The 21,386-nt window shown below is 72.9% G+C and carries 17 protein-coding genes and 3 pseudogenes; 15 read left to right on the top strand and 5 right to left on the bottom strand.

Annotation, left to right across the window (positions count from 1 at the left end; translation table 11 throughout):
- Window positions 1–177 precede the first annotated feature (177 nt).
- Window positions 178–863: pseudogene (locus RBJ77_RS08755) on the bottom strand (FadR/GntR family transcriptional regulator).
- 347 nt (window positions 864–1,210) lie between these two features.
- Between RBJ77_RS08755 and RBJ77_RS08750 the strand changes: the two are divergent.
- The 8 genes and pseudogenes from RBJ77_RS08750 (at window position 1,211) to RBJ77_RS08715 (ending at window position 9,359) form a co-directional block, all read left to right on the top strand.
- Window positions 1,211–2,260: pseudogene (locus RBJ77_RS08750) on the top strand (sugar ABC transporter substrate-binding protein).
- A pseudogene (locus RBJ77_RS08745) lies at window positions 2,257–3,793 on the top strand (sugar ABC transporter ATP-binding protein). Before RBJ77_RS08750 ends, RBJ77_RS08745 begins: the two co-directional pseudogenes overlap by 4 nt.
- 179 nt (window positions 3,794–3,972) lie before the next feature.
- Complete coding sequence (locus RBJ77_RS08740) at window positions 3,973–5,013, top strand: ABC transporter permease (RefSeq protein WP_255978255.1); 1,041 nt, start codon at window positions 3,973–3,975, stop codon at window positions 5,011–5,013.
- Between the two features lie 48 nt (window positions 5,014–5,061).
- Window positions 5,062–6,429, top strand: coding sequence for an L-fuconate dehydratase (locus RBJ77_RS08735; protein ID WP_372344409.1), 1,368 nt, complete (start codon window positions 5,062–5,064; stop codon window positions 6,427–6,429).
- A complete protein-coding gene (locus RBJ77_RS08730) occupies window positions 6,426–7,190 on the top strand; it encodes an SDR family NAD(P)-dependent oxidoreductase (RefSeq protein WP_372344408.1) in 765 nt (254 codons plus the stop codon). The genes RBJ77_RS08735 and RBJ77_RS08730 overlap by 4 nt, the downstream gene beginning before the upstream one ends.
- 5 nt (window positions 7,191–7,195) lie before the next feature.
- Window positions 7,196–8,191, top strand: a complete 996-nt coding sequence (locus RBJ77_RS08725) for an aldo/keto reductase (protein ID WP_372344407.1) — start codon at window positions 7,196–7,198, stop codon at window positions 8,189–8,191.
- Window positions 8,188–8,502, top strand: coding sequence for an L-rhamnose mutarotase (locus RBJ77_RS08720; protein WP_372344406.1), 315 nt, complete (start codon window positions 8,188–8,190; stop codon window positions 8,500–8,502). Before RBJ77_RS08725 ends, RBJ77_RS08720 begins: the two co-directional genes overlap by 4 nt.
- On the top strand, window positions 8,499–9,359 hold the full coding sequence (locus tag RBJ77_RS08715) for an amidohydrolase (RefSeq protein WP_372344405.1): 861 nt from the start codon (window positions 8,499–8,501) through the stop codon (window positions 9,357–9,359). The genes RBJ77_RS08720 and RBJ77_RS08715 overlap by 4 nt, the downstream gene beginning before the upstream one ends.
- On the opposite strand, the gene RBJ77_RS08710 is transcribed toward RBJ77_RS08715, so the two are convergent.
- Entirely contained in the window at window positions 9,320–10,726 is a 1,407-nt protein-coding gene (locus RBJ77_RS08710; RefSeq protein WP_372344404.1) for a lipase maturation factor family protein, read from the bottom strand. The genes RBJ77_RS08715 and RBJ77_RS08710 overlap by 40 nt on opposite strands.
- 105 nt (window positions 10,727–10,831) lie before the next feature.
- Here RBJ77_RS08710 and RBJ77_RS08705 point away from each other — a divergent pair, with 105 nt between their 5' ends.
- From RBJ77_RS08705 to RBJ77_RS08695, 3 genes are read left to right on the top strand one after another with little or no spacing between them, the layout of a single operon-like run.
- Window positions 10,832–12,064, top strand: a complete 1,233-nt coding sequence (locus RBJ77_RS08705; RefSeq protein WP_372344403.1) for a DUF6777 domain-containing protein — start codon at window positions 10,832–10,834, stop codon at window positions 12,062–12,064.
- Between the two features lie 42 nt (window positions 12,065–12,106).
- Window positions 12,107–14,218 (top strand): SpoIIE family protein phosphatase, encoded by a 2,112-nt coding sequence (locus RBJ77_RS08700; protein WP_372344402.1) that lies wholly within the window; start codon window positions 12,107–12,109, stop codon window positions 14,216–14,218.
- A gap of 22 nt (window positions 14,219–14,240) precedes the next feature.
- On the top strand, window positions 14,241–15,128 hold the full coding sequence (locus tag RBJ77_RS08695; protein WP_372344401.1) for an Fpg/Nei family DNA glycosylase: 888 nt from the start codon (window positions 14,241–14,243) through the stop codon (window positions 15,126–15,128).
- A 33-nt stretch (window positions 15,129–15,161) separates the two neighbouring features.
- On the opposite strand, the gene RBJ77_RS08690 is transcribed toward RBJ77_RS08695, so the two are convergent.
- A complete protein-coding gene (locus RBJ77_RS08690) occupies window positions 15,162–15,812 on the bottom strand; it encodes a zf-HC2 domain-containing protein (RefSeq protein ID WP_372344400.1) in 651 nt (216 codons plus the stop codon).
- 79 nt (window positions 15,813–15,891) lie between these two features.
- Here RBJ77_RS08690 and RBJ77_RS08685 point away from each other — a divergent pair, with 79 nt between their 5' ends.
- From RBJ77_RS08685 to RBJ77_RS08670, 4 genes are all read left to right on the top strand, one after another.
- A complete protein-coding gene (locus tag RBJ77_RS08685; RefSeq protein WP_372344399.1) occupies window positions 15,892–16,641 on the top strand; it encodes a LytR/AlgR family response regulator transcription factor in 750 nt (249 codons plus the stop codon).
- Window positions 16,642–16,708: 67 nt separating this feature from the next.
- Entirely contained in the window at window positions 16,709–17,059 is a 351-nt protein-coding gene (locus RBJ77_RS08680) for a hypothetical protein (protein ID WP_255978240.1), read from the top strand.
- Window positions 17,056–18,702 carry a cation acetate symporter gene (locus RBJ77_RS08675; RefSeq protein ID WP_372344398.1) on the top strand — a complete coding sequence of 549 codons (1,647 nt, stop codon included), beginning with the start codon at window positions 17,056–17,058 and terminating at the stop codon, window positions 18,700–18,702. The genes RBJ77_RS08680 and RBJ77_RS08675 overlap by 4 nt, the downstream gene beginning before the upstream one ends.
- On the top strand, window positions 18,699–19,892 hold the full coding sequence (locus tag RBJ77_RS08670) for a sensor histidine kinase (protein WP_372344397.1): 1,194 nt from the start codon (window positions 18,699–18,701) through the stop codon (window positions 19,890–19,892). Before RBJ77_RS08675 ends, RBJ77_RS08670 begins: the two co-directional genes overlap by 4 nt.
- 23 nt (window positions 19,893–19,915) lie before the next feature.
- On the opposite strand, the gene RBJ77_RS08665 is transcribed toward RBJ77_RS08670, so the two are convergent.
- Together RBJ77_RS08665 and RBJ77_RS08660 are read right to left on the bottom strand one after the other, a co-directional pair.
- Entirely contained in the window at window positions 19,916–20,425 is a 510-nt protein-coding gene (locus tag RBJ77_RS08665; RefSeq protein ID WP_372344396.1) for a hypothetical protein, read from the bottom strand.
- Window positions 20,426–20,571: 146 nt separating this feature from the next.
- The gene (locus tag RBJ77_RS08660; RefSeq protein ID WP_255978220.1) at window positions 20,572–21,108 is read right to left on the bottom strand and encodes a sigma-70 family RNA polymerase sigma factor; all 537 of its coding nucleotides are present in this window, start codon (window positions 21,106–21,108) and stop codon (window positions 20,572–20,574) included.
- Between the last annotated feature and the right edge of the window lie 278 nt (window positions 21,109–21,386).

The raw sequence follows: 21,386 nt of genomic DNA, 5'->3' as shown, positions 1-21,386 counted from the left end.
AGTGAGCCGCGTCTGCCGGGTGCCGGTTGTGCGTGGCTGGTCAGCGCAGTTCCCCGCGCCCCTGAGGTGCGCACCTTCGGTGCGCACCTCCCTCTGAAGGCGCGGCGAAGCCGCGTGCCTTCAGGGGCGCGGGGAACTGCGCTGAGAAGCCACCGACCCGCGCGCGGCAGACGCGGCTCACCCTCGCGGCGCGGTGCCGAGCACGTGGCTCAGCCGAGACTGGCCCCGCAGCCACTCCTCCACCTCGCCGACGTGCGCCGCGGCAGCGGCCCGCGCCGCGCTCCGGGTCGTGGGCGACCAGCGCCCGGTGGATCGGGCGTGCTCGCGCGCGGGTCCGTTCGACCGCTCCTCCTGGTAGCCCCGCCAGCACCCGCGCCCGGAACGTCCGCGACGACAACCCTCCTTCAGGATCGCCGCCATCGTCTCGTTCCGCCGCGGCGACGAGTCGCCCGGTGGAACGCCAGATCGATGGGAGAGATCTCCTCCGTCGTCGGTGGCCTCCATCGCGGCCAGGTGCTCCTCGACCTCGGCGAGCCGCGGTGGCCGGGTGATGCGCGCGGCCGCCAGCGCTGTGGCGGTCGACTCCAGGATCCGGCGCACCTCCGGAGGCTCGACCAGGCGAGCCGCGCGACGGTCCGCGACCACCCCGAATCGTCTCAGCAGGTCGCCGGCCTCCAACTGCGTGACGTAGATGCCCGAACCGTGCCGGGCCTCCAGGACACGCGAGCACGGTCAGGGCGCGGATCGCCTCCCGCATCGACGACCGAGATGCCCAGCCGCACGCCGCCAGGTCCCGTTCCGTGGGCAGCCGTTCGCCGCTCCAGGCTGCCGCCGCCGCCGATCATCGCCTTGATCTGCTCGATCGCCCGTTCCGTGACGGTGCCCTTCTGGGGGCGGTCTGCTCCACGATGACGTCCTCCTCACGGCCGGATGCGCCGCAGCCCATCACGATGCGGTCCGACCACTGCGTGGAGGTGGTCGACCTATTTGAGGTCTCGAGGCGTCAAACCGAGAGAACTTGGGTACGAAGGTCAGCAATCGTCGAGGCGAAGTGGTCTGATAAATATCTCGGCGCGCCGGTTCTGGGACGGGCAGGACCCGGTCGCACTCCAGCGACTTCCGGAGCCGAGTGAGCGGCCTCGATGACTGGCACCACGAAGGGCACGAAGCGGCTCGAAGACCGCGAGGGCGCCGAGAGGACGGACGGTGCGTGCGGCGGCCCTCCGCTGCGCCGCCTCGTCCCGAGAGCGCGTGCGGCAGCACCAAGGACGACGCGGCCGATCGAGCGGCGGGGAGGCGGCGACGGCAAGGGCAAGGTCGGCGTCATCCCGCCCCTCACGCGCTGACCTCGCCGTTCTGGCGCAGTCGTCAACGACTACGTGCCGAAGATGGCGAAGTCCGAGGGCGTCGACGCGCTGAAGACGGTCAACTCCAACAGCGACCCCTCGCAGCAGATCACCGACATCAACAACCAGCTCAACCAGGGCGTCAAGGGCCCGTCGTCGTCGCTCCTGCTGGACAGCGCCGCCATCGCGGCCGGCCTCGACCAGGCCGAGCGCAGGCGGGCGTCCCGGTCGTCGCCGTGGACGTCGCGCGCCCGAGAAGCAAGGTCGCCATGGTCGTCCGCGCCAACAACGTCGCGTACGGCGAGAAGGCCTGCGAGTACCTCGGCAGCCAGGTCAAGACCGGCAAGGTCGTGCAGATCATGGGCTGACCTGGCCTCCGCTTCAACGACGCCGGGACCGCTCCAAGGCGTTCCGCGACCGCGTGAAGACGAAGTGCACCCGAAGCTGAAGGTCCTGAGATCCGCCAAGCGGGAGTCGGACACCGCCGCCTCCAAACTGGACACCCTCTCTCAACGCCAACCGACATCAAGGGCATCTACACGCAGGCGGGCGGCGTCTACCTCGCGCCGATCTGCAGACCCTCAAGTCCAAGGGCATGCTCAAGAAGGCGCAGCGCGTGGGCCACATCGCGATCGTCTCCAACGACGGCATCTCCTGCAGGAGTTCGACGCTCATCCGCAAGGGCTGCCAGATCGACGCCACCGTCTCTGCAGCCCGCCGACGCGTACGCGTACGGCATGTACTACATCAAGGCCGCGATGCAGGGGAAGAAGTTCGCCCGGGCCGACCGACCACGACTCCGTACGATCGTCGAGCTGCTGCCCAGCGGCATCCTGGAGGACCAGCTGCCCGCGCCACTGGTCACCAAGGACAACGTCGACGACCTCAAGCTGTGGGGAAACACGGTCAAATGACGGCACCCAGCACCCCGTCGGCCTGGTGGAGCCACGGGCATCGCCAAACGCCGACGGTTGGCCCGCGCCGCCCTCGTCGATCGGCCGGCTCGCCTGTGCGCGCGGGCGAGTCCCACGCGCTGGTCGGCTTCGCAACGGCGCGGGCAAGTCCACCCTCGTCACCGTCCTGACGGGCCTTCAGGCGCCGGACGCGGGCACGCTGTTGTTCGACGGCGAGCCCGCGCCCCCGCTCGGCGACCGCGAGGCCTTCTGGCGCGCCAAGGTGGCCTGCGTCTCACCAGAAGCCCACCGTCGTACCGGAGTCGACGGTCGCGGAGAACCTTTTCATCAACCGTCAGCCCGACTCCGCCGCGGCTTCTTCAGCTGAAGAAGCTGCGCACGGAGGCCGAACGGCTGCTGCACACCTGGGACATCCACGTCGACCCCGACGCGCGCACCGCCGACCTCAAGGTCGAGGACCGCCAAATGGTCGAGATCGCCCGGGCGTTGAGCGGCGGCGCCCGGTTCATCGTCCTCGACGAGCCGACGGCCCAGCTCGACAACAAGGAGATCGAGCGGCTCTTCGCCCGGATGCGGGCGCTGCAGGACTCCGGTGTCACCTTCCTGTTCATCTCGCACCACCTCCAGGAGGTGTACGAGGTCTGCCAGACCGTCACCGTGCTGCGCGACGCCCGCTGGATCACCACGGCCCCCGTCGCCGAACTGCCGCGCGCCGCACTGGTGGAGGCGATGGCCGGGGAAGCCATCGCCGAGCAGGCGGCGGCCGCCGCGGAAGCGGTGGTGGAACAGGACGGGGTCGACGCCCCGGTCGTCCTGTCGGTCGAGCACCTCACCTCGGACAGCTACGCCGACGTGTCGCTCACCGTGCGGCGCGGCGAGGTCGTCGGCCTCGCCGGCTCCAGCGGCAGCGGCAAGATCAACCTCGCCGAGTCGCTGGCCGGACTGCACACGCCCACCTCGGGCACGGCCCGCGTCGACGGCCGCGAACTCGCCTTCGGCGACGTGTCGGCGGCGCTGCGGGCCGGGGTGGGCTGCGTGCCCCGGGACCGCCACGACCAGGGTCTGGTCACCGGTATGAGTATCGGCGACAACGCGACGATGACCGTGCTCGACCGCCTCGGCCGCCACGGCTTCGTCGGCACCGAGCGCAAGCGGTCCTTCGCCCGCGACCTGATCGACCGCCTCGACATCCACACCGAGGGCCCCGAGCAACCCGTGTCGGACCTCTCCGGCGGCAACGCGCAGAAGGTGGTCATGGCCCGCGCCCTGGCCTCCGATCCGCACCTGCTGGTCCTCATCAACCCGACCGCCGGCGTCGACGTGAAGTCCAAGGAGTCCCTGCTGCGCCGCGTCGACAACGCCCGCGACGACGGCACCGCGGTCCTCGTCGTCTCCGACGAACTGGACGACCTGCGCCGCTGCGACCGCGTCCTGGTCCTCTTCCACGGCCGCGTCGTGGCCGAGCACGCGGCCGGCTGGACCGACCACGACCTCATCGCGTCGATCGAAGGGGTGGGCGATGACCACCACTGACGCACCCGTGAGCCCCTTCGGGGACGCGGGCAGCGCATCCGCTCCGGCGATCGGCCCCGCACCGGCGACGGCGAGCAAGCCCTTCAGGGGCGCGGGGAACTGCGCGAGCAACCACAGCGCACCCGCACCCGCCCGACGACACCAGACCCCCACGGCGACCAGGCGCCAAGGAGCCCACCATGGCTGACATCAAGGCCCCGTCGGCCTCGACCCCGACCACCGGCCCCCGCCCCACCGCGGCGACCGCCTCCGCCAAGAACGTGATGCTGCGCCGCGCCCGCGAACTCGCGCTCGTACCGGCCCTGCTGCTGCTCATGATCCTCGGCGCGATCGTCAACGACAGCTTCCTCACCGAGCGCAACCTCATCTCCATCCTCGGCGCCTCCGCCGCCCTGGCGATGGTCGTCCTGGCCGAGTCCCTCGTCCTGATCACCGGCAAGTTCGACCTGTCGCTCGAATCGGTCGTGGGTATCGCCCCGGCCTTCGGCGCCCTGCTCGTCCTCCCGGTGGCCCAGTCCGGCTTCGGCACCGAATTCCCTTCCGCGCTCGCCCTGTTGGCGGTCCTCGTCGCGGGCGCGGTCATCGGCGCGTTCAACGGCGTCCTCGTCGTGAAGCTGAAACTGAACGCCTTCATCGTGACGCTCGCCATGCTGATCGTGCTGCGCGGCCTGCTCGTCGGCGCGACCAAGGGCAAGACCCTCTTCGGCATGCCGGACGCCTTCTTCTCCCTCGCCACGACCACGTTCCTGCGCATCCCCATGTCGGTGTGGCTCGCCGCCGTCTGCTTCGGCGTCGCCGGCGTGATCCTCAAGTACCACCGGGTGGGCCGCGCCCTGTACGCGATCGGCGGCAACGCCGACGCCGCCCGCGCCGCCGGCATCCGCGTCGAGCGGGTCATGCTCGGCGTGTTCGTCGTCGCCGGAGTCCTCGCCTCGGTCGGCGGCATCATGCAGACCGGCTACGTCGGCGCCATCAGCGCCAACCAGGGCAACAACATGATCTTCACGGTGTTCGCCGCGGCGGTCATCGGCGGCATCAGCCTCGACGGCGGCAAGGGCACCATGTTCGGCGCCCTCACCGGTGTCCTGCTGCTCGGCGTCGTCCAGAACCTGCTCACCCTCGCCCAGGTGCCGTCCTTCTGGATCCAGGCCATCTACGGCGGAATCATCCTGCTCGCCCTGATGATCGCCCGCGTCACCACCGGCCGCGCCCAGGACTGACGCCACCACCGCGGCCGCGCAGGCGGCCCCCTGCCCGAAAGGCATCCCGTGACCCCGACCCCCTCTCGTTCACGCGTCACCGCGGTCGACACCTACGACATCCGGTTCCCGACCTCCCGGGAACTGGACGGCTCCGACGCCATGAACCCGGACCCCGACTACTCCGCCGCGTACGTCGTGCTGCGCACCGACGACCCCGACGGGCACGAGGGGCACGGCTTCACGTTCACCATCGGCCGCGGCAACGACGTGCAGGTCGCCGCGATCAACGCGCTGCGCCATCACGTCGTCGGCCGCCCCGTCGACGAGCTGTGCGCCGACCCGGGCAGCCTCAACCGCGACCTGGTCGGCGACAGCCAGCTGCGGTGGCTCGGGCCCGAGAAGGGCGTGATGCACATGGCGATCGGCGCCGTCGTCAACGCGGTCTGGGACCTCGCGGCCAAGCGCGCGGCCAAACCGCTGTGGCGGCTGCTCGCCGAGGCCGAACCCGAGTGGCTGGTGTCGCAGATCGACTTCCGGTACATCGCCGACGCGCTCAGCCCCGAACAGGCCCTGGAGATCCTGGAGTCGGGCCGCCGCGGCGCCACCGGCCGCACCGCCCGCCTCCTGGAGCGCGGCTACCCCGGCTACACCACCTCGCCCGGCTGGCTCGGCTACTCCGACGAGAAGCTCACCCGCCTCGCCCGGCAGGCCGTCGCCGACGGCTTCACCCAGATCAAGCTGAAGGTCGGCGCCGACCTCGACGACGACATCCGTCGCTGCCGCACCGCCCGCGAGGTCATCGGCCCCGACATCCGGATGGCCATCGACGCCAACCAGCGCTGGAACGTCGACGAGGCGATCCGCTGGACCCGCGCGCTCGCCGACTTCGACCCGTACTGGGTGGAGGAGCCGACCAGCCCCGACGACGTCCTCGGGCACGCCGCGATCCGCAAGGACGTCGCCCCCGTGAAGGTCGCCACCGGCGAGCACGTCCAGAACCGCATCGTCTTCAAGCAACTCCTCCAGGCCGGTGCCATCGACGTCCTGCAGATCGACGCCGCCCGCGTCGGCGGCGTCAACGAGAACCTCGCGATCCTGCTGCTCGCCGCCAGGTTCGGCGTCCCCGTCTGCCCGCACGCCGGTGGCGTCGGCCTGTGCGAACTCGTCCAGCACCTGTCGATGTTCGACTACGTCGCCGTGACCGGCACGACCGACGACCGCGTCATCGAGTACGTCGACCATCTGCACGACCACTTCCTCGACCCGGTCGTCATCCGCGAGGGTCACTACACGGCCCCGGCCGCGCCCGGTTTCTCCGCCGAGATGCGGCCCGAGTCGATCGCCGAGTTCACGTACCCCGACGGCGAGTTCTGGACCAAGGACCTCGCTGACCGCGCCACCGCAGAACCGCACACGAACGGAGCCGCAGCATGACCGACCCCGCCGACTTCACCGGCCTCAAGGCCCTCGTCACCGGCGGCGCCTCCGGCCTCGGCCGGGCCACCGCCGACCTGCTCGCGGCGCGCGGTGCCGAGGTCGCCGTCCTCGACCTCGACGTCTCCGCCGTGGAGAAGCCGCTGCGCGGCTACACCGCCGACGTCACCGACGACGCGACCGTACGGACCGCCGTGGCCGCCGCCGTCGCGGACCTCGGCGGACTCGACGTCCTCGTCAACAACGCGGGCATCGGCGCCCAGGGCACCGTCGCCGACAACGACGACGCCGAATGGCACCGCGTCCTCGACGTCAACGTCGTCGGCATGGTGCGCGTCGCCCGTGCCGCGCTGCCGGCCCTGCGCGCGTCCGGCCGGGCCGCCATCGTCAACACCTGCTCCATCGCCGCCACCGCGGGCCTCCCGCAGCGCGCCCTGTACTCCGCGTCCAAGGGCGCCGTGTACTCGCTCACCCTCGCCATGGCCGCCGACCACATACGCGAGGGCATCCGCGTCAACTGCGTCAACCCCGGTACCGCGGACACCCCGTGGGTCGGCCGGCTCCTCGACCGGGCCGACGACCCGGCCGCCGAACGCGCCGCACTCGAAGCCCGCCAGCCCACCGGCCGCCTGGTCTCCGCCGACGAGGTCGCGGGCGCCGTCGCCTACCTGGCGAGCCCGCTGTCCGGCGCCACCACCGGCACCGCGCTCGCCGTCGACGGCGGCATGCAGGGCCTGCGCCTGCGCCCCGAAGGGCAGTGAGCGCCGTGCGGACCCGGAAACTGGGCCGCAGCGGCGTCCCGGTCACCGAACTCGGCTTCGGCGCCGCCGGCATCGGCAACCTGTTCACCCCGGTCCGCGACGACGAGGCGTACGCCGCCGTCGACGCGGCCTGGGACGCGGGCATGCGCTACTTCGACACCGCGCCGCACTACGGCATCGGCCTGTCCGAGCGGCGCGTCGGCGAGTACCTGCGCAGCAGGCCCAGCACCTCCTACACGCTGTCCACCAAGGTCGGCCGGCTCCTCGAACCGCACGACGGCAAGGGCGAGGACCGGGCCGGCGGCTTCGCGGTCCCGGCCGCGTACCGGCGCGTGTGGGACTTCAGCGCCGCCGGGGTGCGCCGCTCCATCGAGGACAGCCTCGGCCGGCTCGGCCTCGACCGGATCGACGTGGTCTACCTGCACGACCCCGACGACCACGCCGAGCAGGCCTTCGGCGAGGCCTACCCGGAGCTGGAACGGCTGCGTGGCGAGGGCCTCGTGTCGGCCATCGGCGCGGGCATGAACCAGGCCGGGATGCTGACCCGGTTCGTCCGCGACACCGACGTCGACGTGGTGCTGTGCGCCGGCCGGTACAGCCTGCTCGACCAGGGGGCGCTGACACGGCTGCTGCCGGCGGCCGCCGAGCGCGGCGCCTCCGTCGTCATCGGCGGCGTCTTCAACTCGGGGCTGCTCGCCGACCCGAAGCAGGGCGCCACGTTCGACTACACCCTCGCGTCGCACGAAGTCCTCACCCGCGCCCTGAAGCTGAAGGAGCTCGCCGAGCGGCACGGCACCACGCTGCGGGCCGCCGCCCTCGCCTTCCCCTTCGGACACCCGGCCGTCACCAGCGTCCTCGTCGGCACCCGCTCCGCGGCCGAAGTCGCCGACACGGTCCAGCAGTTCGAGACACCGGTGCCCGCCGAGTTCTGGCAGGAGGCCCGTGCCCTGCACCTGCTGGCCGCCGACGTCCCCACCCCCGAACGGGAGAACCACGCGTGAGAGTCGCCCTGCACACCACGGTCCGTGCCGACCGCGTCGAGGAGTACGAGGCCGCCCACCGGGAGGTCCCCGCCGAACTCGTGGCCGCCATCCGGGCCGCCGGGGCCACCCGCTGGACGATCTGGCGCAGCGGCACGGACCTGTTCCACGTCCTGGAGTGCGAGGACTACGCCCGGCTGCTCGCCGAACTCGACGCGCTGCCGGTGAACACCGCATGGCAGACCCGGATGGCCGGACTCCAGGACGTCGTCCACGACTACTCCGCCGAGGGCGCCGACGCCGGCCTGCCCGTGGTCTGGGAGCTGCCGTGACGGGGATCGTCGACGCGCACCACCACGTCTGGGACCTCTCCGTCCGCGACCAGGACTGGATCACCGGAGCCGAACTCGATCCGATCCGACGCGACTTCACCCTCGACGACCTCGCCCCCGAGGCCCGGGCCGCGGGCGTCACGGCCACCGTCCTCGTGCAGACGGTCACCGTCGCCGAGGAGACCCCCGAGTTCCTCGCGCTCGCCGGGCGCAGCGACCTCGTGGCGGGCGTCGTCGGCTGGACCGACCTGACCGCCCCCGGTGTCGCCGACGAACTGGACCGGCTGCGCGCACTCCCGGGCGGGGAACACCTGGTGGGCATCCGTCACCAGGTCCAGGGGGAGGCCGACCCCGAGTGGCTGCTCCGCCCCGACGTGCGCCGCGGCCTCGCCGCCGTCGCCCGGCAGGACCTCGTGTACGACCTCGTCGTGCTGCCCCACCAGCTGCCCGCCTGCGTGCAGGCCGCCCGCAACCACCCCGAACTCACCCTCGTCCTCGACCACCTGGGCAAGCCGCCGATCGCGTCGGGCGCACTCGAACCCTGGCGCACCGACGTACGGGCCCTGGCCGCCCTCCCCAACACGTACTGCAAACTCTCCGGCCTGGTCACGGAGGCCGACTGGGAGCGGTGGACCGTCGACGACCTGCGGCCCTACGCGGACACGGTCCTGGCCGCCTTCGGGCCCGAGCGCGTCCTGTTCGGCTCGGACTGGCCCGTGTGCACCCTCGCCGCCTCGTACGAGCAAGTCCTGGACAGCGCACGCGCGTTGGCGGGCGGGGCGGACGAGGACGTCTTCGCCGGTACGGCACGCCGCGTCTACCTCAGCCGGGTCGGCGGCAGGAACTCGCGCACGTAGGTCCGCTCCCACCACGCGCCGGTCGCCCGCAGCTCCCGCCACGTCGTGTACCGGTAGCGGTACACGCGCGCCCGGACGTGCACGGGCGGCGCGTCCGGGAACGGACAGTGCCGCAGCAGCCGCAGCGTGTCCCGGTCGCCCGCCAGGAGCCGCTCGACGAACGGCTCGAACCAGGAGCGGGCGTACGCGGGCGACAGGGCGGCGAACCACATCATCCAGTCGAGCCGCAGGTGGTACGGAGCGAACTGGCGCGGCAGGCGGCGCGGGTCACCGGGCTTGCCCCGGAACTCGTAGGCCCGCCAGTCGGAATCACGGCGCGGCACCTCGTCCGCCGTGCCCTCGATCACGATCTCCTGCCGGACCCGGCCGACCGTGCCGAACGCCCCGTACGTGTTGACCAGGTGCAGCGAGTCGTAGGACCGGTTCATCGACTGGCGCCGGGAGAACAGGTTGCGGACGGGCCGGTGGCTGAGGACGGCCACCGCCACCGTGAGGGCCAGGACCAGGACCTCGTACCAGAGCGGGGGAGCGGACGGCTCCGGTGCCGGGTGCGGGACGCCGAGGTCGAGGACGGACGCGGCCAGGACGACCGTCAGCCAGTTCAGCCACGCGAAGTTCCCCGACAGGACCAGCCACAACTGGGTGACGATCATCAGCGCGGCCGCCGCCGTCGCGACCGGCTGCGGGGCGAACAGCAGGAACGGGACGACGAGCTGGGTCACGTGGTTGGCCGCGGCCTCCACCCGGTGCAGCGGGCGCGGCAGGTGGTGGAAGAACCAGCTGAGCGGGCCCGGCATCGGCTGCGTCTCGTGATGGAAGTACAGACACGTCAGCTTCCGCCAGCAGGCGTCGCCCCGCATCTTGATCAGACCCGCGCCGAACTCAAGCCGGAACAGCACCCAGCGCAGCAGGAACAGCACCAGGACCGGCGGCGCCACCTCGTCGTTGCCGAGGAACACGGCGAGGAAGCCGACCTCCAGGAGCAGCGACTCCCAGCCGAAGCCGTACCAGGTCTGGCCGACGTTCACGATCGACAGGTACAGCGCCCACGGCACCAGCCACAGCAGCATCGCGCCCCACAGCGGCAGCAGCCCGTCCGCCCCCGCCAGCAGCGCCGCCGCGACCGCCGCGCCGGTCCACGCGCAGACCGCGAAGAACCGGTCCGAGTAGTGCACGCGGAACAGCGTCGGCGCCCGCCGCCACGGCACCCGCGCCAGGAACCGCGGCACCGGCAGCATCCCGCGCTCCCCGATCAGCGCCCGGAACTGGAGCGCGGCGCCGGCGAACGCGACCAGGTACAGCGCCGCGAGACCGCGCTGGAACACCAGGCGGCCGAGCCACTGACCGGAAGCTCCGAACCAGTCCACCCCCTCAGTGTGGGCCCCTCTCCGCGACAAGGTCACGACTTGCGGGCCCTGGAACGACACTCCGGACAATAGGTGCATAGTTTCGCTACGCAGGCGGGAGAGCACGTGCACGCACGGACCAGGACCAGAACGTACGTCACGGCCCTCGGGATATCCGCGGCGCTGCTGCTCGCCGGATGCTCGGGCGACGGGGACAAGAGCGCCGCCGACGGCAAGGGCGAGCTGTTCCTCCAGCCGGTCGCCGCCCAGGGCCCCGACCCGTTCACCGACTCCACCGCCACCTCCGACGCGAGCCCCGCGCCCGTCACCCGAACGCCGCAACCGTCGCCGACCGGCACGCCCACCGCCCAGGGCGTCCGCGAGATCTCCGGCGCGACCCCCGGCCTCTACGGCGGCACCCACGCCGTCGGCAGCTGCGACGTCGAGCAGCAGATCCGCTTCCTCACCGCCGACCGCGCCAAGGCCGGCGCGTTCGCCGAGGCGTCCGGCACCTCCCGCGCCGGCATCCCCGCCTACCTGCGCGGACTCACCTCCGTCGTGCTGCGCGGCGACACCCGCGTCACCAACCACGGCTACCGCGACGGCCACGCCACCACGTTCCAGTCCGTGCTCCAGGCCGGCACCGCGGTCCTCGTCGACGAGCGCGGCATGCCCCGCGTGCGCTGCGCCTGCGGCAACCCGCTCAAGCCGCCCGTCGCGCTCCGCGGCACCCCGAACCACCAGGGCCAGGCGTGGAGCGGCTACCGGCCCACCCAGGTCGTCGTGGTGACCCCGGCGCCGACGGTCATCCAGAACATCACCCTCATCAACATCGTCAACAACACCTGGATCGAGCGGACGATCGGCGACGACGGCCACAAGGACCGCCCGGTCCCGCCGCCCACCCCCACGCCCACCCCGCCGCCGTCCCCCGACCCGGACGACACCTCGCAGAGCCCCGGCCCGAGCGACTCCGGCACCGGCCCGAGCTCGCCCGACGAGGACCCCTCCGGCACGGACTGCCCGACCCCCACCGCGACCGGCCCCGACGGCACCCCCACCGGCACCCCGTCCCCCTGGCCGTCCGGCTGCCCGACCCCGACGCCCACGAGCGCCACGCCGACCACACCGGACCCGGCCACCAGCCCACCGGACACGCCGACCGCGCCCGACAGCGACCCGATGACGCCGCCCGACGACACCACGGACGTCCCGCAGGACACGTCCCCCGAAGGCACCGACACCGGATCCGGCCCGGACACCGGCCCCGATCTCGTCCCGGACAGCCCCGACCAGCCCGACAGCGGCGGACTGATCCCCGACGCCACGGACGACACGGCGACGACGGAGGGCGATTGACGTCCGCGTGCGGCCCCCTGGACCTGCGCCTAGCGTGGCCCTATGGACGCGGGTAGCGGGGGCGCCGAGGAGCCCGGGGACCCCCCAGCCGGGGAGCGCCCTGACGACCCCTCGCGCGGATTCCTGGAGGCCTACGGGCGCGGCCTGCGCATGGGCAGCTTCGAATGGGACCTCTCCACCGGCCTGATGCACATGGACGCGCAGGCCTACGAGGTCTTCGACATCACGCCCGAGGAGTACGACGACCGCCCCGAGACCCTCGCCCTGCGCGTCCCGCCCGCGGAGGGCGGCCGCCTCGACGCCCTCGTCGCCCAGGCCCTGAAGAACGGCGAGGAGAACTACGGCGCCTATTTCCGCATCCGCACCCGCGAGGGCCGGATGCGCTGGACCCACACCCGCGGCTACATCCGGCGCGACGAGCACGGCCACCCGCGCCGCATCGTCGGCATCGTCCGCGACGCCACCGACGAGCTCAACGACGCCACCGTCCAGCACGAGCGCACCGCCCGCGAGGCCGTCCGCCGCCGCGAGACCAGCGTCGTGCAGAACACCACCGCCGCCCTCGCGCACGCCCGCACCGTCCGGGACGTCATCGACGTGCTCCGCGAGACCCACGGCGTCGAACACCTCGGCGCGACCAGCTTCGTGATGGGCCTCGTCCGGGCCGGCCGCATCCACCTCGTCGCCGAAGGCCCCTCCGGCAGCTTCGTGCCGGGCACCCACGTCACCCGCGTCGACGACCCGTTCCCGATGAGCGAGGTGGTGCGCACCCTCAAACCGCGCTTCATCGAGTCCCCCGAGGACTTCGCGCGGTCCTACCCGGAGCTGTGGCCGCACATCACCCACCTCGGCATCCACTCGGCCGCCTACCTGCCGCTCATCGCCCAGGCCCGCCCCATCGGCGCCGTCGGCCTGCTCTACCACGACCGCAAGGGCTTCCGGGAGTCCGAGCGCAACGTCCTCGTCGCCCTCGGCAGCAGCATCGCGCAGAGCCTGCAGCGCGCCATGTTCTACGAGCAGGAGAAGGACCTGGCGCAGGGGCTGCAGCAGGCCATGCTGCCGCGCACCATCCCGAACGTGCCGGGCGCCGACATCGCCGTCCGCTACCGCGCTGCTTCCGGTCAGTCCCTGGGCCGCGACATCGGCGGCGACTGGTACGACGTGATCCCGCTGCCCGGCGGCCGCGTCGGCGCCGTCATCGGGGACGTCCAGGGCCACGACACCCACGCCGCCGCCGTCATGGGCCAGCTCCGCATCGTGCTGCGCGCGTACGCCGCCGAGGGCCACACGCCCGCGACCGTGATGGCCCGCGCCTCCGTCTTCCTCCACGAACTCGACACCGAACGCTTCGCGACCTGCCTGTACGCCGAGGCCGACCTGTCGACCGGCGTGGTCCAGCTGGTCCGCGCCGGACACCTCGACCCGCTGCTGCGCCGCACCGACGGCACCTGCCGCAAGGTGCCCGTCGACGGCGGCCTCCCGCTGGGTCTGTCCGCCGAGTTCCGCCGCCTGGAGTACCCGGTCACCGCCGTCGAACTCGACCCGGGCGAAACGCTGCTGCTGTGCACCGACGGCCTCGTCGAGCAGCCCGGCACCGACCTCGACGACGGACTCCAGGCCCTCACCACCCTCATCGGCTCGGGCCCCGCCGACATCGACCAGCTCGCCGACCGGCTGTGCGGCTCCGTCGACCTGCGCGGCGGCGAGGACGACGTGGCGCTCCTGCTGCTGCGCCGCCGCGGCGCCGGCGCCCCGCAGAGCGGCGGCCGGCTCACCGAGCACGTGCCGCCCGGCGACCCCGAGGCGCTCAGCGCCGCACGGCACATGATCCGCGCCGCCGTGCGCGCCTGGGGCGCCCGCGAACGCGCCGACGAGGTCGAACTCGTCGCCGACGAACTCATCGTCAACGCCCTCATGCACACCGACGGCCCGGCCGTCGTGACCCTGCGCGTCCTCACCGGCCCCGACCGAAGACTCAGGGTCGACGTGGAGGACTCCTCCAGCGCCCTGCCGCGCCGCCGCGAGGCCGGCGAGTCCGGGGTCTCCGGGCGCGGCCTGCTCCTCGTCGACCGGCTCGCCGACGTGTGGGGCGTGGAGGCACGGGGCGGCGGGAAGTGCGTGTGGTGCGAGTTCGTCGTGCCCGCACGCGAGTGACGCGAGTGAGAGGCTGGACCGCATGCCCGAACTGCCCGAGGTCGCCGCGCTCAGGGACTTCCTCACCGAGCACCTGGTGGGGCGGGAGATCGTCCGCGTCCTGCCCGTCGCGATCAGCGTCCTGAAGACGTACGACCCGCCGCTCACCGCCCTCGAAGGCCGTACGGTCACCGCCGTCGCCCGGCACGGCAAGTTCCTCGACCTGAACACCGGCGACCCCGGCGACACCAGTGGCACCGGCGGCCCGCACCTCGTCACGCACCTGGCCCGCGCGGGCTGGCTGCACTGGAAGGACCGCCTCCCCGACGGCCCGCCCAAACCGGGCAAGGGCCCCCTGGCGCTGCGCGTCGCCCTGGAGACGGGCGAGGGCTTCGACCTGACCGAGGCCGGGACCACGAAGAAGCTCGCCGTGTACGTCGTGCAGGACCCCGCCGACGTACCGGGCATCGCCCGCCTCGGCCCCGACCCGCTCGCCGACGACTTCGACGAGGCCGCGTTCGCGCAGCTCCTCGACGGCGAACGGCGGCAGATCAAGGGCGCGTTGCGCGACCAGTCGCTGATCGCCGGGATCGGGAACGCGTACAGCGACGAGATCCTGCACGCGGCCCGCATGTCCCCGTTCAAACTGGCGGCGAGCCTGACGCCCGTCGACGTGCACACCCTCTACCAGGCGCTGCGCACCACCCTCACGGACGCCGTCGAGCGCTCGCGCGGCGTCGCCGCCGGCCGGCTCAAGGCCGAGAAGAAGAGCGGCCTGCGCGTGCACGGCAGGACCGGCGAACCGTGCCCGGTGTGCGGCGACACGATCCGCGAGGTCAGCTTCAGCGACAGCTCGCTGCAGTACTGCCCCACCTGCCAGACGGGCGGCAAACCCCTCGCCGACCGGCGGATGTCGCGCCTGCTGAAGTAGCGGGTGCGCGGCGCCCGCCCCACGGGCGGCGGGTCAGCGCACCGGCAGCGTCAGCAGCCGCTCGCCGTCGACCGCCCGCACCTCGAACCGCGCGATCCCGCCGGGCCGGTCCGCGACCCCGCCGTCCAGCGCGACCCGGTCGCCCCGCACCGCCCACGTGGCGACGGTCTGCTCACCGCCGTCCCGCCCCACGGCGACCAGCTCGCACACCCGGGGCCCGCCCGGATCCCGTACGTCGAGCCCCACCTGGGTGCCCCAGTCCCGGTCGTCCGCCGTCAGCGTCGCCGCCACCCCGCTGCGCGCGTCCCGACCGCGCAGCGTGAACGCGGGCGCGTCCCCCGCCCCGCCGCCGGACAGGACCACGGCGCCGGACCCGGCCGCCAGCAGCAGCGCCAGCGCCACGGCCCCGCCCCACAGCCGCCTGCGCGCCGCCCGGTGCACGACGGCCAGCCGGTCCACCGCACGGTCGAGCAGCGTCGGCGCGGGCCGCGCGAACAGCTCGACGCACGGTGGAGTCGCCCGCGCGTACAACGTCAACAGCCCGGTGGTGGGCCGCAGTTCACCCACGTACGCCGCACACACCGCGCACTCCGTCAGATGGTCCTCGAAGCGGAACCGGTCCGCCGCGTCGAGGACCCCCAGCGCGTACGCGCCGGCGTCGCGATGCCGTTCCAGGGACCTCATGCGTTCCTCCTGCTCTCGCCCACCGGTACGCACGAGGCAGCCGATTCACTCAAGCGACCGTCCGATTACACTCCGCCGCATGCTGCGCGTACTGGCCGTCGACGACGAGGAACCCGCCCTCGCCGAACTCCTCTACCTCCTGCGCTCCGACCCCCGCGTCCGCAGCGCGGACGGCGCGACGGACGCCACCGAGGCGCTGCGCAGGATCGGCCGCGCCCTGGAGGACGGGCCCGGCCGCGAGGGCGCCATCGACGTGCTCTTCCTCGACATCCAGATGGCGGGCCTCACCGGCCTCGACGTGGCCCGGCTGCTGGCCGGCTTCGCCCGGCCCCCGCTCGTCGTCTTCGTGACGGCCCACGAGGACTTCGCCGTCCAGGCCTTCGACCTCAAGGCCGTCGACTACCTCCTCAAACCGGTCCGCCGCGAACGCCTCGCCGAAGCCGTCCGCCGGGTCGCCGAACGCGCCGCCGTCGCCCCGCCGCCGCCCACCGTCGCCGACCGGATACCCGTCGAGCTCGGCGGCGTGACCCGCCTGGTGGCGGTCGGCGACATCACCTACGCCGAGGCGCAGGGCGACTACGCGCGCCTGCACACCACCGACGGCACCAGCCACCTCGTCCGCATCCCGCTCACCACCCTGGAGGAGCGCTGGCAGCCCCTCGGCTTCGTCCGCGTCCACCGCAGCCACCTCGTGGCCCTGCACCGCATCGACGAACTGCGGCTCGACGGCGGCGGCATGACCGTCCGCGTCGGCTCCGCCGAGATCGCCGTCAGCCGCCGTCACGCCAGCCGCGTCCGGGAACTGCTGATGCGCCGGACCAGTGGCTGACCAGCCCTTCCTTCTCCGGACGGCTGGTGCCTACACTCCGCCCGTGAGCGAACTGCGCCGACAGGTCGTGACCGGCGAGCCGCGCACCGTGCACGGCGCGGCCGGTCTTCCCGGCCTGCGCACCCAGGGCGAGATCGACGAGCAGACGACGCTCGGCGCGGCCTACGTGCGGTCCCTCATGCGCAGCCAGCTGCGCGCCGGGATCGCCGCGTTCGTGGTCCTCGCCGTACCGGTCGCCGTCCTGCCGCTGTTCTTCGGCGCCCTGCGCAACGGGCCCGTCGAATGGCTGGTCCTCGGCTTCGGCTGCTATCCGTTCCTCGTCCTCATCGCCTGGTGGTACGTGCGCCGGGCGGAGCGCAACGAACGCGACTTCGCCGACCTCGTCCGCGGCCGCACCCCGGAGCACGGGCCGCAGTGAACGAGGCCTACGCGATACCGGCGGTGGCCGTCGTGGTCCTCGCCACCGTCCTGATCGGCGGCTTCGGCCTGCGCATCTCCCGCACCACGTCGGACTTCTACGTGGCGTCCCGCACGGTCGGACCCCGCCTCAACGCGGCGGCGATCAGCGGCGAGTACCTCTCGGCGGCGTCGTTCCTCGGCGTGGCCGGACTGCTCCTGGTGCACGGCCCCGACATGCTCTGGTACCCGGTCGGCTACACGGCGGGCTACCTGGTCCTTCTGGTCTTCGTCGCCGCGCCGCTGCGCCGCTCGGGGGCGTACACCCTGCCCGACTTCGCGGAGGGCCGGCTCGAATCCCGCGAGGTCCGCCGGGTGGTGAGCATGTTCGTGGTGGGCGCGGGCTGGCTCTACCTCGTGCCCCAGCTCCAGGGCGCGGGCCTGACGCTGCAGATCCTCACCGGAGCGCCCCGCTGGTTCGGCGGGGCGCTGGTGGCCGCCGTGGTCGTCCTCGCCGTGGCCGCCGGCGGCATGCGCTCCATCACCTTCGTCCAGGCCTTCCAGTACTGGCTGAAGCTGACGGCCCTGCTCGTCCCCGCGTTCTTCCTGGTCCTGGCCTGGCGCGGGGACGGCGGTTCCCCGCCCACGTTCCCCTCGGCGGACCTGCCGTCGGCGGGCGTCGGCGCGGGCCAGCCGCTGGCCACCAGCCGCGCCGACCACCCGCTCTACGCGACGTACGGCCTGATCGTCGCCACGTTCCTGGGCACCATGGGCCTGCCGCACGTCGTGGTCCGCTTCTACACCAGCCCCAACGGCCGGGCCGCCCGCCGCACCACCGTCGTCGTCCTCGCCCTCGTCGGCGTGTTCTACCTCCTGCCGCCCCTGTACGGCTGGCTCGGCCGCATCTACGCCCCCGAACTCACCGCCGCCCAGGACGCGGACGCCACGGTGCTGCTGCTGCCGGGCCGGATGGTGGACGGCGTCGCGGGCGACCTGCTGGGGGCGCTGGTGGCGGGCGGCGCGTTCGCCGCGTTCCTGTCCACCGCGTCGGGGCTGACGATGGCGGTGGCCGGGGTGGTCAGCCAGGACGTGCTCCCGGCGCGCGGCGTCCGCCACTTCAGGCTGGGCGTGCTCCTCGCGATGGCGGTCCCGCTGGGCGGCGCGCTGCTGGTGGACGGGGTGCCGGTGGCGGACGCGGTGGGCATGGCGTTCGCGGTGTCCGCCTCGTCCTTCTGCCCGCTCCTGGTGCTCGGCATCTGGTGGCGGCGGCTCACCCCGCCCGGTGCGCTGGCCGGTCTGTTCCTGGGCGGCGGGTCGGCGCTCCTGGCGGTCACCCTGACGGTCTCCGGCGCGGCCACCTCCGGCTGGCTGCACACCCTCCTGGCGTGGCCCGCGGTGTGGTCCGTGCCGGTCGGCTTCCTGGCGATGATCCTGGTCTCCCTGGCCACCCCCGACGCCATCCCCACCCACACGACGGCCACGATGACCCGCCTGCACCTCCCGGAGACGCTCTGGTCGGGCTCCCTGAGACCGCCCGGCCTCCAGAGCCGCGGCGCCTCGGACACGGGCGGCCACCAGGGGCGCGGGGAACTGCGCGACCCGCCGTACACGACCCGCACCCACGATGAAGCACAAGGCCCCACGGCGAGAAGGGAGCACAAGTGACCGGCACCGTCACGGCGACCCTCCTCGCCCTCTGCCCCCTCCTCCTGGGCGCCGGATTCCTCGTGGGCAGACGCACGGCCCACCCCGCGGGCCGCAGCGACGTCGGCACCCCGGTCGAGCGCGCCACCTTCGAAACCCTGCACACCGCCTCGCTCGCCGCCCCGGCCCTGCGCGCGGGCCTCACGGAGGACACCGCCCGCAAGTCCGCCCGCCGGCTGCGCACGCTCCTCGGCACGGACGCCCTCGCCCTCACCAACCGCTCGGCCGTCCTCGCCTGGGACGGCACGGCCGAGCAGGCGCACGCCACGTACGTGATGGAGGAGGTCGCCCCGGTCCTGGCCGCGGGCCGCAGCGTCGCGTTCGACTGCGGCTGCGACGCGGTCGACTGCCCGCTGCGCTGGGCGGTGGCGGCCCCCGTGGTCGCCGACGGCCGCGTCCTGGGCGCCGTCGTCGCCTACGCGCCGCGCGAGTCCGCGGTCCTGGCCCGCGCCGCCGACGAGGTGGCCCGCTGGGTCTCGGTCCAGCTCGAACTCGCCGAGCTCGACCGCTCCCGCACCCGTCTGATCGAAGCGGAGATCAAGGCGCTGCGGGCGCAGATCTCGCCGCACTTCATCTTCAACTCCCTGGCGGCGATCGCGTCCTTCGTCCGCACCGACCCGGAGCGCGCCCGCGAACTCCTCCTGGAATTCGCCGACTTCACCCGCTACTCGTTCCGCCGGCACGGCGAGTTCACCACGCTCGCCGACGAACTCCACTCCATCGACCAGTACTTGGCGCTGGTCCGCGCCCGGTTCGGCGACCGCCTCGCGGTCACCCTGCAGATCGCCCCCGAGGTCCTGCCGGTCACGCTCCCGTTCCTGTGCCTGCAGCCCCTCGTGGAGAACGCGGTGAAGCACGGTCTGGAGGGAGCCGTCACCCGCAGCCGCATCTCCATCCGCGCCACCGACGCGGGCGCCGAGGCGGAGGTCGTCATCGAGGACGACGGCGTGGGCATGGACCCCGACGCGCTCCGGGCGATCCTGCGCGGCGAGGCCGACGGCTCGACGGGCATCGGACTGTCGAACGTCGACGAACGCCTGCGCCAGGTCTTCGGCGACACGTACGGCCTCGTCATCGAGACGGAGGTCGGCGCGGGGATGAAGATCACGGTCCGCATCCCCAAGTACCGGGCGGGCGTGTACGCACCCTGACCGCCGCCCGCTCGCTCGGTGGTTCAGAACAGATGGATCGCCAAGTGCCCCAGGGGAAGCCCGAGTTGCCAGGCCGGCGTCCACACCTGCGGGCCGTCCTCCTCGTCGGGCACGGGCACGGCGTCGAGGTCGGGCGCCAGTAACTCCGTCTCCTCCAGCCATCTCCACGCCGCGACGGCCAGCTCCAGTCCGGGCGGCCGGCGTCCCGCGTCGCGCGCCCCGGCCTCCCGCTCCGCGAGCCGCTCGCGCACCCACGACTGCCACGGCTGGTCGTAGGCCGTCAGCGACGACCACGTGTCCAGCTGCGACACCACCCGGATCCCGGACAGCTCGTCACCCGCGTCCGACAGGAAGATCGTCAGGGCGAGCGCGTCCCGTCCCGCCCGGAACTCGAAGGACGTGGGCGGCATCAGATCCCCGGTCCGCAACAGCTCGTCCGCGATGTACTCGGCGTACAACCACGCCATGGGGACGACGAGTTCACTGCCATCGCCTTCGGCGCCCGCCGCGCCGTCCTGGCTCCCGTGCAACATTCCTTCCTGCCTTCCTCCGGTCCGTGCAATCCGCCGGCCCCCGGGCCCCACCCGTCCAACTCGCCGGGGAGGACAGCGGATTACTCAACCGAGGAAACGGCACGCTGAGCAAGGCGCTTTACCGATGCTTGACTTGGCCCACGGTTTCACCGCAGGTCAGGCGCATAACCCGGAAGTACCCGCCGCAACGCCCGCAACGCGTAGTACGCGCGGGACTTCACGGTACCGGGGGGAATCCCGAGCGCTCGTGCGGCCTCCGCCACACTGGCGCCCTTGAAGTAGACCTCCAGGAGCACGGCCCGGTGCTCCGGGGTGAGCGTCGCCACGGCCTCCCGCACGTCGAGCGCCGCCGCGGACCGCTCGGCGTGGTCGGCGCACACCCGCGCGCTCTCCAGCACCGCGTCGCCGACCTCGGCGGGCCGGGCGAGGCGGGCCCGCCGGGCGTCGATGGCGAGCCGCCGGCCGACCGTGAACAGCCAGGGCCGCACCGACTCGTACGCGGAGTCGAGCGCCTCCGGATGCTGCCAGGCGCGGACGTACGTCTCCTGGACCAGGTCCTCCGCGCGTTGCCGGTCCCCGTCGCACAGGCGCAGCAGGAACGAGAAGAGGGGAGCACCGTGCTCCCGCTGGACCTCGGCGAGGTCGTCCTCGGGTGTCGTACGTGTCGTGAGCGCCGTCGTCATGGGCGTATGGCAACGCACGCCCGAGCAGGCGCCCAGATGCCGCGCGCCGGTCTGCGGCAGGCGGTCGATGCCGTCGACGAGCGGTGCGGTGAACGGGCCGAGTGGCGCAGCGGGGTGACGCCGATCCGGGGACGAAACCGGTATGGGGGCTTGACTCCCCTTTGTACTCGTACATGGATGCGTAGGGCGAAAATCACCCCGAAACCCCCATGGAGTCAGGTCGATGACACGGAGTACGCGTCGCACACGCCGTACGCGGCACGGAGCGGCGGTCCTCG

The sequence above is a fragment of the Streptomyces sp. KL116D genome (assembly GCF_030766975.1).
GTDB lineage: Bacteria > Actinomycetota > Actinomycetes > Streptomycetales > Streptomycetaceae > Streptomyces > Streptomyces longispororuber_A.
The sequence above is the reverse complement of the archived record's forward strand: the minus strand, read 5'-3'. Positions and strand labels throughout refer to the sequence as shown.

Coding starts and splice junctions, on each gene's coding strand:
- RBJ77_RS08740 (WP_255978255.1), top strand. CDS start 3,973: ATGGCTGACATCAAGGCCCCGTCGGCCTCGACCCCGACCACCGGCCCC.
- RBJ77_RS08730 (WP_372344408.1), top strand. CDS start 6,426: ATGACCGACCCCGCCGACTTCACCGGCCTCAAGGCCCTCGTCACCGGC.
- RBJ77_RS08700 (WP_372344402.1), top strand. CDS start 12,107: ATGGACGCGGGTAGCGGGGGCGCCGAGGAGCCCGGGGACCCCCCAGCC.
- RBJ77_RS08695 (WP_372344401.1), top strand. CDS start 14,241: ATGCCCGAACTGCCCGAGGTCGCCGCGCTCAGGGACTTCCTCACCGAG.
- RBJ77_RS08690 (WP_372344400.1), bottom strand. CDS start 15,812: ATGAGGTCCCTGGAACGGCATCGCGACGCCGGCGCGTACGCGCTGGGG.
- RBJ77_RS08685 (WP_372344399.1), top strand. CDS start 15,892: ATGCTGCGCGTACTGGCCGTCGACGACGAGGAACCCGCCCTCGCCGAA.
- RBJ77_RS08665 (WP_372344396.1), bottom strand. CDS start 20,425: ATGTTGCACGGGAGCCAGGACGGCGCGGCGGGCGCCGAAGGCGATGGC.
- RBJ77_RS08660 (WP_255978220.1), bottom strand. CDS start 21,108: ATGACGACGGCGCTCACGACACGTACGACACCCGAGGACGACCTCGCC.